Raw genomic sequence first — 13,877 nt, 5'->3', positions numbered from 1 at the left:
CACCGTCGCCCAGCGAAGGATTGCAGTGGACCTTTACGAGTACCAGGCCCGAGACCTGTTCGAGAAGTACGAGGTGCCGGTGCTCGCCGGCATCATCGCCGACACCCCTGAGGAGGCGAAGGCGGCGGCCGAGAAGATCGGCGGCGTCGTGGTCGTCAAGGCTCAGGTCAAGACCGGAGGTCGCGGCAAGGCCGGCGGCGTCAAGGTCGCCAAGACCCCCGACGAGGCGTTCGCCGCGGCCGAGGCCATCCTCGGCCTCGACATCAAGGGCCACGTGGTCCAGCGCGTCATGGTCGCGCAGGGCGCCGACATCGCCGAGGAGTTCTACTTCTCGGTGCTGCTCGACCGCGCCAACCGCTCGTACCTGAGCCTGTGCTCGGTCGAGGGCGGCATGGAGATCGAGGAGCTCGCCGTCGAGCGTCCCGAGGCGCTCGCGCGCGTCGAGGTCGACCCTCTGCAGGGCATCGACAAGGCCAAGGCCGTCGAGATCGCCCGCGCCGCGAACTTCCCCGAGGACCTCGTCGAGAAGGTCTCGGACGTGTTCGTCAAGCTCTACGCCGTCTACACGGGCGAGGGCGCGACCCTCGTCGAGGTGAACCCGCTCGTCCGCACGGGCGCCGGTGACATCGTCGCCCTCGACGGCAAGGTCTCGCTCGACGAGAACGCCAGCGAGGTCCGCCACCCCGAGCACGAGGAGCTCGAGGACAAGGGCGCCGCCGACCCGCTCGAGGCCAAGGCCAAGGAGTCGGGCCTGAACTACGTCAAGCTCGACGGTCAGGTCGGCGTCATCGGCAACGGCGCGGGCCTGGTCATGTCCACCCTCGACGTCGTCGCCTACGCCGGCGAGAAGCACGGCGGCGTCAAGCCCGCCAACTTCCTCGACATCGGTGGTGGCGCCAACGCCCAGGTCATGGCCTCGGGTCTGGACGTCATCCTCGGCGACGAGCAGGTCAAGAGCGTCTTCGTCAACGTCTTCGGCGGCATCACCTCGTGCGTCGCCGTGGCGGAGGGCATCGTCAAGGCGCTCGAGATCCTCGGCGATTCGGCGACCAAGCCGCTCGTGGTGCGTCTCGACGGCAACCAGGTCGACGAGGGCCGCGCGATCCTCGCCGACGCGAACCACCCGCTCGTGACCCTCGCCGCCGGTATGGACGAGGGCGCCGACAAGGCCGCCGAGCTGGCCAACGCCTGAGCTCCGGACGCGAAAAGGACCAACGACATGTCTATCTACCTCAACAAGGACTCCAAGGTCATCGTCCAGGGCATCACGGGCGGTGAGGGCACCAAGCACACCGCGCTGATGCTCAGGGCGGGCACCAACATCGTCGGCGGCGTCAACGCGCGCAAGGCCGGCACCACGGTCTCGCACACCGACGCCGACGGCAACGCCGTCGAGCTGCCCGTGTTCGGCTCGGTCGCCGAGGCGATCGAGAAGACCGGGGCCGACGTCTCGGTCGCGTTCGTGCCGCCCGCGTTCACCAAGGACGCCATGGTCGAGGCCATCGACGCCGAGATCCCGCTGCTGGTCGTCATCACCGAGGGCGTTCCCGTCGGCGAGTCGGCCGAGGCCTGGGCCTACGCGAAGTCGAAGGGCAACAAGACCCGCATCATCGGGCCGAACTGCCCCGGCATCATCACGCCCGGCGAGGCTCTCGCGGGCATCACGCCGGCGAACATCACGGGCAAGGGCCCGATCGGCCTCGTGTCGAAGTCGGGCACCCTGACCTACCAGATGATGTTCGAGCTGCGCGACCTCGGGTTCTCGACCGCCATCGGCATCGGCGGCGACCCGATCATCGGCACGACGCACATCGACGCTCTCGCGGCGTTCGAGGCCGACCCCGAGACGAAGGCCATCGTCATGATCGGCGAGATCGGCGGCGACGCCGAAGAGCGCGCGGCTGAGTACATCAAGGCGCACGTCACCAAGCCGGTCGTCGGCTACGTCGCGGGCTTCACCGCCCCCGAGGGCAAGACGATGGGCCACGCCGGCGCCATCGTCTCCGGCTCGGCGGGAACCGCACAGGCGAAGAAGGAGGCCCTCGAGGCCGCCGGTGTCAAGGTCGGCAAGACGCCGTCCGAGACCGCCGCGCTCATGCGGGAGATCATCGAGAAGCTCTGACGCTTCCCGGACACGACGAAGGGGCGGATGCTGCGGCATCCGCCCCTTCGCTGTTCTCCGAAGCGGCCTTCGGCGGCTATCAGACCCCGAGCAGCGCCTCGAGGGGGCCGCGGGCGAAGAAGATCACGAAGCCGCCGGCGACGACCCACAGCAGCGGGCTGATCTGCTTGACGCGTCCCGACAGCGCGTTGACGAGCACCCACGAGATGAACCCCGCGCCGATGCCGTTGGCGATCGAGTAGGTCAGCGGCATGACGGTCGCCGTGAGGAACACCGGCAGCAGGACGCGGAAGTCGGTCAGGTCGATGTGCGCGATCTGCGACAGCATCATCGCTCCGACGATGACGAGCGCTGCGGCGGCGACCTCGGTCGGGACGATCGAGGTCAGCGGGGTGAAGAACATCGCGAGCAGGAAGACGAGGCCCGTCACGACGTTCGCGAGTCCCGTGCGCGCCCCCTCGCCGATGCCCGAGCCGGACTCGACGAAGACCGTGGCCGACGACGAGCTCGTCGCGCCACCCGCGATCGCCCCGACACCCTCGACGATCAGCGCCGACTTGATGCGCGGGAAGTCCCCCTTCGCGTCGGCGAGGTTCGCCTCCTTCGCGAGTCCCGTCATGGTGCCCATCGCGTCGAAGAAGTTCGAGAAGACGAGCGTGAAGACGAGCATCACGAGGGTCACGATGCTGACCTTGCCGAGGTCGAAGCCGAAGTCGACGGCGCCGATGAGGCTCAGATCGGGGACGCTGACGGGAGAGCCGGAGAGCGCCGGGACGGTCAGTCCCCACCCGCCGGGGTTCTCGGTCGCCGCGCCGAGGTGCCAGATCGCCTCGACGACGATCGACAGGACCGTGCCCGTGACGATGCCGATGAGCATGCCGCCCTTGACCTTGCGAGCGACGAGGACGCCGGTCAGCAGGAGGGTGATGACGAACATCAGGGTCGGCACCGATGCGACAGAGCCGCCGACACCGAGACCGACCGGGGGAGAGGCCTGTCCGGTCGAGGTCACGAAACCAGAGTTGACGAAGCCGATGAACGCGATGAACAGGCCGATGGCCACCGTGATCGCGAGCTTGAGCTGCACGGGGACGGCATCGAAGATGAGCTTGCGCAGGCCGGTGGCAGCCAGTAGCACGATGATGACGCCGTTGATCATGACGAGCGCCATCGCCTCGGCCCACGTGACCTCGCCGACGACGCCGAACGCGACGAAGGCGTTGATCCCGAGCCCGGCCGCGAATGCGAAGGGGAGGCGGGTGATGAGACCGAACAGGATCGTCATGACGCCCGCGGTCAGCGCGGTCGCGGCGCTGACCGCCGCGAAGTCGAGGCTCGTCCCCGCCACATCCGGCTTGCCCGACAGGATGATCGGGTTCAGGATGACGATGTAGGCCATCGTGACGAAGGTCACGAGGCCGCCGCGGACCTCCGTGCCGATCGTCGAGCCGCGTCGGCTGATGTCGAAGAAGCGGTCGATGGCACCCTGGGGCGCGCGCGATTGCGTAGTGTTCACAAAATCCTCCGAGAAGACGGTAGCGCCCCCGCGCGCGTCAGCCCGACACGCACAGACTCGCTGGGTAGGGTCGATCAGGCATGAATCGCCTGCTCGTCGCCCTCCTCTCCGCCTTCGACGCCCTCGTCGCGGTGGCCGTCGGCGTTGCCGCGGCCCTGGCGCCGCTGACCGTCCTGTGGGCGGTCGCCTTCGGCGGGGGAGCCGACTGGTCGTCGCTCTGGCCCGCATCGGTGCGTCTGTGGCAGTTCGGCAATCTCGTGCCGCTGCAGGTGACCCTCCCGCAGGAGTACACGGTCGGAACCGGGATCGGCACGGACGCCGTCTCGTTCTCGCTCTCGCTGCCGCCGCTCGCGGTCGCGCTGCTCATCGCCCTGTTCGCCGCACGCTCGGGCGCGCGCGCCGCCGGAGCCGGCGCCGGATTCACCGGGGTGCTCGCGGGAACGCTGACGGTCGCTGTCGCCTCGGCCGTCGTGGCCGCCACCGCCGCAACCCCGTACGCCGTCGTCGAGACCTGGCAGGCCGTTCTGCTGCCCACGCTCGTCTTCGCCGTTCCCGCCCTGCTCGGAGCCGTGACCCGCGCGTGGCGCGACGGTGACGACGGGCCCGTCGACTCGCTGTTCGTCCGGCTCGACCGCACCGGCTATGCGGCAGCGGTGTCGGCCGGCGCCCGCGGGCTGGCGATCGCCGTCACCGGCTTCGTCGGCGTCGGAGCATTCCTCGTCGGGGTCGCTGTGCTCGTGCGCGGCGGAGAGATCGTCTCGCTGTTCCAGGCGGCCAACGTCGATGCCATCGGTGCGACGGTCGTCACCCTCGGCCAGACGGCGTATCTGCCGACGTTCTTCGTGTGGGGTGGAGCGTTCGCCGCAGGCCCCGGGTTCTCGCTCGGCGCCGGCTCGACGGTGGCGGCTTCCGGCACCCAGCTGGGCGTCGTGCCGGGGATTCCGGTGCTCGGAGCGATACCGCCGACGACGCCGCCCGTGCTCCTGCTCGTCGCCTTGCTCTTCGTCGCGGTCGGATTCGTCGCCGGTGCTGCGGCGCGCCGCCGTCTGCCCGCGCCGGCATCCGCTCTTGCCGCCGACCCCGTCCTGCCCCGCCTGGCCGCCGCGGCGATCGTGGCAGTCGGGGCCGGCGTCGCCGCGGCCGCGCTCTCTCTCCTGGCTTCCGGTGCTTTCGGGCCCGGACGACTCGACCAGATCGGCCCGTCGGCCGGTGCGGTCGGCCTCGCGTTCGCCGTCGAGATCGGCATCGGTGCGACGATCGCGCTCCTCGGCCCGCGCTCGTCGCACCGCGTCGACACGCGCGACGAGGGCGCCGCAGCGGGGGATGACGACGCCGCACGGCTGGCCGGAACGGCGCGGGTAGAGTAGGACGGTGCTGACGGTCGCGGTCCTCATCTCCGGTGGCGGGTCGAATCTGCGGGCCCTCCTGGATGCCGCGGCCGAGCCCGGCTTCCCGGCCCGTGTGGTGGTCGTCGGAGCCGACCGGCCCGCCGACGGCCTGGCTCATGCCGACGCCTTCAACATCCCGACCTTCGCGGTTCCGTTCCGGGAGTACGCGACGCGGGAGGAGTGGGGCGACGAGCTCCTCCGCCAGCTCGAGGCCTGGGCTCCCGACCTCATCGTGCTCAGCGGTCTCATGCGTCTGCTGCCGGCCGCCGTCGTCGACGCGTGGTCGCCCCGCATCATCAACACCCACCCGGCGTACCTCCCCGAGTTCCCGGGCGCCCACGGTGTTCGCGATGCTCTGGCCGCAGGCGCCGATCGGACCGGCGCGAGCGTCATCGTCGTCGACGCCGGCGTCGACACCGGACCGATCCTGGCGCAGGAGCGCGTTCCCGTCCTGCCCGGCGACGATGAGACGACGCTCCACGAACGCATCAAGCCCGTCGAGCGCCGTCTGCTGATCGATGTCGTCCGCCGCATCGCGACCGGCGAGATCGACCTCGCCGCGCCCGCTTCCCCGAACCCGACCGCTCCGACGGCCTGACGCACCGCAGGCCCCACACCGCACCCGAGGAGAACCGCCATGGCCGGACCGAGCCACGACCCCGCCCTCTACCGCGCGCGCGACCTCGTCGCCGTCCGCCGCGCGCTCATCTCGGTGAGCGACAAGACCGACCTCCTGCCGCTCGCGCAGGCCCTCGCCGACGCCGGTGTCGAGATCGTCTCGACCGGCGGTTCGGCGGCGCTCCTGCGCGACGCCGGTCTGGCGGTGACCGATGTCGCCGAGGTCACCGGGTTCCCCGAGTCGCTCGACGGACGCGTCAAGACGCTGCACCCCGGCGTGCACGCCGGGCTTCTGGCCGACCTGCGTCTCGAGAGCCACGAGACCCAGCTCGGAGAACTCGGCATCTCGGCGTTCGATCTCGTGGTCGTGAACCTGTACCCGTTCGTGGAGACCGTGGCGTCGGGGGCTGCGCCCGACGACGTCGTCGAGCAGATCGACATCGGCGGACCCGCCATGGTGCGCGCCTCGGCCAAGAACTTCGCCAACGTCGCGATCGTCGTCTCACCCTCGTCGTACCCCGCGATCATCGAGTCGGTCGCTGCCGGTGGCACGAGCCTCGCGCAGCGTCGCGACCTCGCCGCCCGCGCCTTCGCGCACACGGCCGAGTACGACCGGGCCGTCGCGACGTGGTTCGCCGAGTCGACGCTCGAGGGCGACGAGCTGCCGCAGCACCTGACGATCCGCGCCGAGCGCCTGGCCACGCTGCGCTACGGCGAGAACTCGCACCAGCGCGCCGCGATCTACACGCGCGCGGGCGGCCACGGCATCGCCCAGGCCGAGCAGCTGCAGGGCAAGGAGATGTCGTACAACAACTACGTCGACGCCGATGCCGCCCTGCGCGCCGCCTTCGACATGGTCAAGCCGGCCGTCGCGATCATCAAGCACGCCAACCCCTGCGGCATCGCCGTCACCGCCCCGCAGGCGCTCGACCCCATCGCGTCCGCGCACCTGCGCGCGCACGAGTGCGACCCGGTGTCGGCCTTCGGCGGTGTGATCGCCGCCAACCGCACCGTCACGCTGAAGATGGCCGAGAACCTCCGCGACATCTTCACCGAGGTGATCGTCGCCCCCGACTTCGAGCCCGAGGCGCTCGAGGTGTTCAAGCTGAAGAAGAACCTGCGGGTGCTGCGCCTGCCCGCCGACTGGCGGCAGGAGCGCATGGACGTCCGCCTCGTCTCGGGCGGGCTGCTGCTGCAGGACGCCGACCGGTTCCCCGACGACATCGAGTCGGTCGCGAAGGACTGGCAGCTGGTCTCTGGCGAGCGCCCCGACCCCTCCGAGCTCGAGGGCATGATCTTCGCGTGGAAGGCGTGCCGGGCCGTCAAGTCGAACGCGATCGTGCTCGCCCAGGGCTCGGCGACGGTCGGGATCGGAATGGGCCAGGTCAATCGCGTGGACTCGTGCCGTCTGGCGGTCGAGCGCGCGGGCGACCGTGCGGCCGGCTCGGTCGCGGCATCCGACGCCTTCTTCCCCTTCGCCGACGGCCCCCAGGTGCTCATCGACGCCGGGATCAAGACGATCATCCAGCCCGGCGGCTCGGTGCGCGACCAGGAGGTCGTCGACGCGGCTCGCGCGGCGGGAGTGACCATGTTCTTCACGGGCGAGCGCCACTTCTTCCACTGACACGCCGGCGTCTTCCGCTGACCGTTGCGGGCCCGTCGAGTCAACAGGTGATCGGCGGCCCCGCAACGGGCGATAGGGTCGCTTCGGGTGTGGAGCGTTTCGGGGAGGAACGAGTGATCTGGGAGATCGATGAGCGCGCTCGGACGATCGAGGGGCTCGATGCCGACGGTCGCCCGAGGCCGGAGTACGCCGCGTCACTCGGGCTGCGCCGCGCTCCGTTCGGCAGACGCACGCTGGCCACCGTCATCGAAGCCCTGGTCCTGCTGCTGATCCAGTCGCCCATGCTGATCGTCGTGGTCCCGGCGCTGACCACCGTCGCTCTGGCGACGGACCCCGTCGAGGCGCTCACGGCACGCGATGACGTCGTGCTGCTGATCATCCTCGCCGCCGTCAGCTCCGGCCTCTCGACCGCGTTCCTCCTGACCCAGCTCATCCTGCTCGGCCGTCGCGGGGTCACCCTGGGCAAGGCGCTCACGGGACTGCGGGCCGTCAACGTCCGCACCCTCGAGCGGCCGGGATTCTGGCGCGGAGCGGTCGTGCGCTACCTCGTCCTCTGCGCGAGCATGATCGTTCCGGTCCTCGGCCCCCTGCTCGTCATCGCACTGTCGCCGTTGTTCGACCCCGACCGCCGGGGTCGCAGCTGGCCCGACTTCGCCGCCGCCGTCTGGCTCGTCGACGTCAAGCGCGGGCTCAACCCCTACGACGACAAGCGCATGCGCATCGCTCGGAAGACCGTCGCGACGGATCTGCTCGACGTCAAGGCCGAGCTCCCCTCGCTGGCCACGCCGGTCGCCTCAGGCGGAGCGGAGGCCTACGTGCCCCTCGCGCGCAACAAGGGCGGTGTCCTCGGCGCGGTGCGGTCCGCCCCCGGCAGCGGCATCATCGGCGAGACGGATGCCGCCGAGGAGGAAGCGCGCCCCGGCATCCCCACCACCGTGGCCCCCGCGCCGTTCGCGGCGCCTGCGCCGGGTCTGCCCCCGGCGTCGCCGGCCCCGGCGCCCGCGGTCCCGGCCGCTTCCGCACCCATGCCCGCCGCCGTCGCCCCCGGAGCCATCGTCCCGCCCGGGGCCGGGTCGGCCCCGTGGACGCCGCCGCCCCTCCTCGAAGGACCCGCACCCGCGGCTGCGCCGGCCGCACCCGCGGCCGCGCCGCCCGCACCCGCGGCACCGGCCGCTGAGTCACCGGCTCGACCGGCATCCGCATCCCCGGCGGTCGTCGAGCTGACGCTCGACTCGGGCGACACGATCGCGGTGCCCGGGGGCGGGGTGGTGCTCGGGCGTGCCCCGGCGACCGGCCCCGACGACCGCGACGTCGCACCGGTGCCCGTCGTCGACCACACCCGATCGATCTCGAAGACGCACTGGGCGCTGCTGCGCGTCGATGCCCGAGTGGTCGCCGTCGAACGCGGCTCGACGAACGGCAGCGTGCTCGTCCGAGGCTCAAGAGAGCAGGCGCTCGTCCCGGGCCAGCCCGTCGAGCTGCACGACGGCGACACCATCCGCTTCGGCGATCGCTCCGCGGTCGTCGCCATCCGCTGACCTCCCCGCCGACCGACGTCGCACGGCTGACAGGAATCCTCGATGAGACTCAAGCTGACGCTCCAGCGCCGCGATCACACCGGCACCGACATCGTCGTCACGTCCGACTCGACGGCGACCGTCCACGACGTCGCGCGCCGGATCGTCGACAGCGACCCGCGGCGCGAGGTCGCCGCGGGCGACTCCGATGTCCTGACGCTGACGGTGGCCCCGCCCACGTCGCCCGACTTCGTCATGCTCGACCCGCACATGCTGGTCAGCGACGCGCCGATCGGCTCGGGCTTCGTCGCCTCCGTGACGAACCTCGGCGCGGACTACGTCGCCACTCGCGGAGCCGGCGGCCCCGTGGCCGCCATCCTCCACGTCGTCGGCGGACCGCTCGCAGGACGCGAGTTCTCGCTGCCTCAGGGCCATTTCACGATCGGCCGCTCGCAGGGCAACGACATCGTGCTCGACGACCGGCTGGTGTCCAAGCGCCACGCCCGTATCGAGATCGGTGCCTCCGTCGAGCTGGTCGACCTGAACTCGGCCAACGGCATCGTGATCGACGGCGGTCTCGTGCAGCGTCTGCGCGTCATCCCCGGTCAGCGCTTCCAGCTGGGCGACACCGAGCTCGTGGTCTCGATGGCCGAGACCTTCGCTCCGGTCGAGCAGGACCCGGTCCTCGAGCGCGGCGGCAGCCTGCTGTTCAACCGCAGCCCCCGGGTCGAGGCGCGCTACGTCGGCGAGGAGCTCGAAGAGCCTCGCATGCCGAAGGACCCGGTCTCGCGGCTCTTCCCGTGGCCGATGCTCATCGCCCCGCTGATCCTCGGCATCGCGATGTTCTCGATCACCAATCAGCCCCGCACGCTGCTGATCATCTTCATGACGCCGATGATGCTGCTCGGCAACTTCGTCTCGCAGCGCACGCAGCTCGGTCAGCGTCAGCGCAAGGAGGTGGAGATCTTCGAGCGCACCTTCGAGGAGCTCGAGGAGAAGCTGTACCGGCTGCGCCCGCGCGAGCGCGAGGTGCGCAACACCGAGGTGCCGCCGGTGGCGGTCGTGTTCGAGGAAGCGATGCAGCTCGGCCCGATGCTGTGGACTCGGCGCCCCGAGCACTGGAATTTCCTCTCGGTGCGCATGGGCACCTCCGAGGCCCCGTCGCGCACGAGCGTCAAGCGGGCCGAGAACCCCGACGCGCTTCAGGAGTACGTCGAACGCGTCGATCGGCTGCGTGAGCGCTACCGCCTGATCGACGGCGTCCCGGTGCTCGAGTCACTGCAGAGCGTCGGTGTCCTGGGCGTCGCCGGCGGTGCTCGTGAGGCGGCCGACGCCCTTCGAGGACTGGCCGTGCAGCTGTTCGGTCTGCACTCCCCGAACGACCTGGCCGCCGTCGCGCTGACCGAGCCCGAGTGGGCGAAGGAGCTCGAGTGGCTCAAATGGCTGCCTCACACCTCGAGCGAGCGCAGCCCCTTCCGCGACATGCCGCTGTCGGACTCGGCCTCCACCGGTGCCGCCCTGCTCTCGGGGCTCGAGGAGCTCGTGATGCGCCGGTCGAAGGCGGCAGCCGCCCCGCGCCTGCCGTTCGACGACGACTGGGACCCGATGCGCTACGGCACCGATGTCCGGCGCGCCGCCGAGGAGGCGACCTTCCCGGGGCAGACCGCGGTGCTCGTCATCGTGACCTCCGATGCGCCGGTCGACCGCGCGCGACTCATCCAGGTGCTCGAGCGCGGCGCCGACGTCGGCGTCTACGGCATCTTCGTCGCGCCCGTCGTCGACGCTCTGCCGGCGGTCTGCCGCACGTTCGTCGACGTCTCGGCCGGCCTGGGTGCGGCGCGCGTCGGCACGGTGCGCAGCGGTGTCGAGTATCCCGTCACCGAGGTCGAGGGCGTCTCGAACGAGCTCATGACGGTGCTCGCGAAGCGGCTCGCACCGGTCACCGACGCGAGCACGATCGTCGAGGACTCCTCCGACATCCCGAACTCGGTGATGTTCCTCTCGCTCGTCGGCTCGGAGCTCGCGACCGACCCCACGTTCGCGGTCGAGCGCTGGCGCGAGAACAACACGATCCTCGACCGGTCGGGCGCCGCGATGCCCCGCCTGAAGAAAGCCGGCAACCTCCGCGCGATCGTGGGCCAGGGGGCCACCGACGCCATGACGCTCGACCTGCGGACGCAGGGCCCGCACGCCCTCGTCGGCGGTACGACGGGTGCCGGCAAGTCGGAGTTCCTGCAGGCGTGGGTGCTCGGCATGGCTGCGGCCCACAGCCCCGACCGTGTCACCTTCCTCTTCGTCGACTACAAGGGCGGATCGGCTTTCGCCGACTGCGTCGAACTGCCGCACACCGTCGGCCTCGTCACCGACCTGAGCCCGCACCTCGTGCGGCGCGCGCTCACGAGCCTCCGGGCCGAGCTGCACCACCGCGAGCACCTGTTCAATCGCAAGAAGGCGAAGGACCTGCTCGAGCTCGAGAAGCGCCGAGACCCCGAGACCCCGCCCGCGCTCGTCCTCGTCATCGACGAGTTCGCCGCGCTCGCCGGCGAGGTGCCCGAGTTCGTCGACGGCGTCGTCGACATCGCCCAGCGCGGTCGCTCCCTCGGCATCCACCTCATCATGGCGACGCAGCGCCCCGCCGGCGTCATCAAGGACAACCTCCGCGCCAACACCAACCTCCGCGTCGCGCTCCGCATGGCCGACGAGTCGGATTCGAAGGATGTCGTGGACGACCCGGTGGCGGCCCGATTCGATCCCAGCATCCCCGGCCGCGGTATCGCCAAGACCGGCCCCGGACGTCTCGTTCCCTTCCAGTCCGCCTACGCCGGTGGCTGGAGCACCGACGAGGTCGTCGCCGCGGATGTGAGCGTCGCCGAGCTGCGGTTCGGATCCGTGCAGCGCTGGGAGGTCGACGAGAAGCCCGAAGACCCGGCCGCCGAGGTCGATCCCGGTCCCAACGACCAGAAGCGCATCGTCGCCACCCTCGTCGCCGCGGCCAACCGCGCGGCCATTCCGGCTCCCCGACGGCCGTGGCTCGACGACCTGGAGACGACCGTCGACATCCGCTCGCTGCCCGCGGGCCGCGCCGGGTCGATCCTCATCGGTAAGAGCGACATCCCCGAACGCCAGCTTCAGGAGGCCGTGTACTTCGAGCCCGACCGCGACGGCTCGCTCCTCGTGTACGGCACCAGCGGCTCGGGCAAATCGACGGTGCTCCGCACGATAGCCATCGCCGCCGCGACGACCGGCCGCCGAGCCGAGAACATCGAGGTCTACGGCCTCGACTTCGGATCGGGCTCGCTCAAGAGCCTCGAGACCCTGCCGCATGTCGGTTCGGTGATCCCCGGCGACGACGCCGAGCGCGTGCAGCGCATCATGCGTTCGCTCGGGAAGGTGCTCGACGACCGCGGCAAGCGCTTCAGCGCCGCCAACGCGTCGACGATCGCCGAGTACCGCGAGCTCACCGGCCGGGACGAGGCGCGCATCGTGCTGCTCCTCGACGGGCTGCCGCAGTTCCGGGCCGAGTGGGAGTCCACCACGGCACGGATGCCGTTCTACCAGGCGTTCATGCGGATCCTCGGCGAGGGCCGCCCGCTCGGCGTCCACGTCGTGGCGACCGCCGATCGCTCGGGGTCGGTGCCGACGGCGGTCAGCTCGAACATCTCGCGCCGCGTCGTGCTGCGCCTCTCGGACGAGAACGCCTACGCGCTGCTGAACGCGCCGAAGGACGTGCTCGACGAGCGATCCGCGCCCGGACGCGCCATCGTCGACGGCTTCGAGACGCAGATCGCCGTCCTCGGCGGAACGCCGAACGTCGCGGAGCAGACGAAGCTGCTCGGTCAGCTCGCCGACGAGCTGCGTTCGCGCGGCGTGCGCGAGGTCGCCGAGATCGGTTCGCTGCCGACGCGTCTCGCGCCCGCGGACCTTCCCGACCGCATCGGCGAGTTCCCGGTGCTCGGCGTCGCGGAAGACACCCTGGCCGCGCGCGAGTTCGACCCCGTGGGAACGTTCGTCGTGGCCGGCCCGCCGATGGCGGGCAAGACCACCGCGATGAAGGCCATCATCACGTCGATGACGCGCCTCGACCCCGAGGTGACGCTGTTCCACTTCGGCGGCCGGCGCTCGCAGCTGCGCGACTTCGCGCCGTGGGTGCGCAGCGCCACGACGCCCGACGATGCGAAGGAACTCGCCACCGAGCTCGCCGAACTCGTCGCCGACGAGACGCTGGGACGCCGCATCCTCATCGTCGTCGAAGACGTGCCGCAGTTCGCCGACTCGCCGGCGGAGCGCCCGCTGAAGGCCCTGTTCCAGGCGGTCAACCGCAGCGACCACCTGCTCATCGGCGATGCCGACGTCACGCAGGTCACGAGCGGCTTCGGCCTCGTGGGCGACTTCAAGGGCGGCCGCAAGGGCATCATCCTCAAACCGGAGGCCTTCGACGGCGACGCCGTGTTCAAGGTGCCGTTCCCGAAGGTCAAGCGCAGCGACTTCCCCGAGGGCCGCGGGATCTTCGTGCAGGCCGGTCGCGCCGTCACGGTGCAGATGCCGCTCGTCGAGTCCGAGACCGTCGCGGCGCCCCGGCCGGTCGCGGCGGGCGCGGGGGAGGCCGTGTCGACCGACACCGTCACCGAGACCATTCGCTGAGTCCGAGACCCACAAGGCGAGACAACCTCGACGGTTACCCGGCGACGACGCGAATATCGCTCACCTGGCGGCGCTTGCGCATGCCGTCATCGCGGCGAACGGACCGAAGACTGCTCTTCTCTCGTCGACGTCTCAGCTCGCCCGTGCCCGGGCGAGCGCGTCGCGCGCACCCGAGGCTGTGGGGAGCGTGCGGATCGCGCCGTCGTCGACGAACGACGACCCGACGCGAATCGTCGTCTCGGCGTCGGGTAGAGCGCCGTTCGCGTCGGCTCGCGCGCCGGCTCGCCCGTCAGGGGCGTCGCGGACATTCGCCTGGGGTCGCGCGGTGAGCTGCGGCTGCCCTCTTTCCCGCCGCCCGCAGACGGAGCGGGCAACCGAGGCCCGCGGCACCCGTCTGCGTTCGCCCCGGCCGTCGTTCTGACGGAAAGCGATTGCCTATCACATTCCGAGA

General features: G+C 70.9%; 8 protein-coding genes. 7 read left to right on the top strand and 1 reads right to left on the bottom strand.

Going from position 1 to position 13,877, the window contains the following annotated elements; genetic code table 11:
- The first annotated feature begins 25 nt into the window (after window positions 1-25).
- Entirely contained in the window at window positions 26-1,192 is a 1,167-nt protein-coding gene (gene sucC / locus C3481_RS15455; protein ID WP_071919175.1) for an ADP-forming succinate--CoA ligase subunit beta, read from the top strand.
- A gap of 27 nt (window positions 1,193-1,219) precedes the next feature.
- The gene (sucD, locus tag C3481_RS15450) at window positions 1,220-2,122 is read left to right on the top strand and encodes a succinate--CoA ligase subunit alpha (protein WP_103843215.1); all 903 of its coding nucleotides are present in this window, start codon (window positions 1,220-1,222) and stop codon (window positions 2,120-2,122) included.
- Window positions 2,123-2,201: 79 nt separating this feature from the next.
- Here the strand turns inward: sucD and C3481_RS15445 are convergent, their stop codons facing one another.
- Window positions 2,202-3,638 carry an NCS2 family permease gene (locus C3481_RS15445; protein WP_023955684.1) on the bottom strand — a complete coding sequence of 479 codons (1,437 nt, stop codon included), beginning with the start codon at window positions 3,636-3,638 and terminating at the stop codon, window positions 2,202-2,204.
- An 80-nt stretch (window positions 3,639-3,718) separates the two neighbouring features.
- Here C3481_RS15445 and C3481_RS15440 point away from each other — a divergent pair, with 80 nt between their 5' ends.
- The 5 genes from C3481_RS15440 (at window position 3,719) to C3481_RS15420 (ending at window position 13,426) form a co-directional block, all read left to right on the top strand.
- A complete protein-coding gene (locus tag C3481_RS15440) occupies window positions 3,719-5,005 on the top strand; it encodes a DUF6350 family protein (protein WP_181021958.1) in 1,287 nt (428 codons plus the stop codon).
- A gap of 4 nt (window positions 5,006-5,009) precedes the next feature.
- Complete coding sequence (purN, locus tag C3481_RS15435) at window positions 5,010-5,624, top strand: phosphoribosylglycinamide formyltransferase (protein ID WP_023955679.1); 615 nt, start codon at window positions 5,010-5,012, stop codon at window positions 5,622-5,624.
- A gap of 39 nt (window positions 5,625-5,663) precedes the next feature.
- A complete protein-coding gene (gene purH / locus C3481_RS15430) occupies window positions 5,664-7,268 on the top strand; it encodes a bifunctional phosphoribosylaminoimidazolecarboxamide formyltransferase/IMP cyclohydrolase (protein ID WP_103843213.1) in 1,605 nt (534 codons plus the stop codon).
- 113 nt (window positions 7,269-7,381) lie between these two features.
- Complete coding sequence (locus C3481_RS15425; protein ID WP_181021957.1) at window positions 7,382-8,806, top strand: RDD family protein; 1,425 nt, start codon at window positions 7,382-7,384, stop codon at window positions 8,804-8,806.
- Between the two features lie 42 nt (window positions 8,807-8,848).
- The gene (locus tag C3481_RS15420) at window positions 8,849-13,426 is read left to right on the top strand and encodes an FtsK/SpoIIIE domain-containing protein (protein WP_023955674.1); all 4,578 of its coding nucleotides are present in this window, start codon (window positions 8,849-8,851) and stop codon (window positions 13,424-13,426) included.
- The last annotated feature ends 451 nt before the right edge of the window (window positions 13,427-13,877 follow it).

The organism is Microbacterium sp. Ru50, assembly GCF_002920555.1.
Classification (GTDB): Bacteria; Actinomycetota; Actinomycetes; order Actinomycetales; family Microbacteriaceae; genus Microbacterium; species Microbacterium arborescens.
Note: the sequence above shows the minus strand (reverse complement) of the source record. Positions and strands in the feature narration are given on the sequence as shown.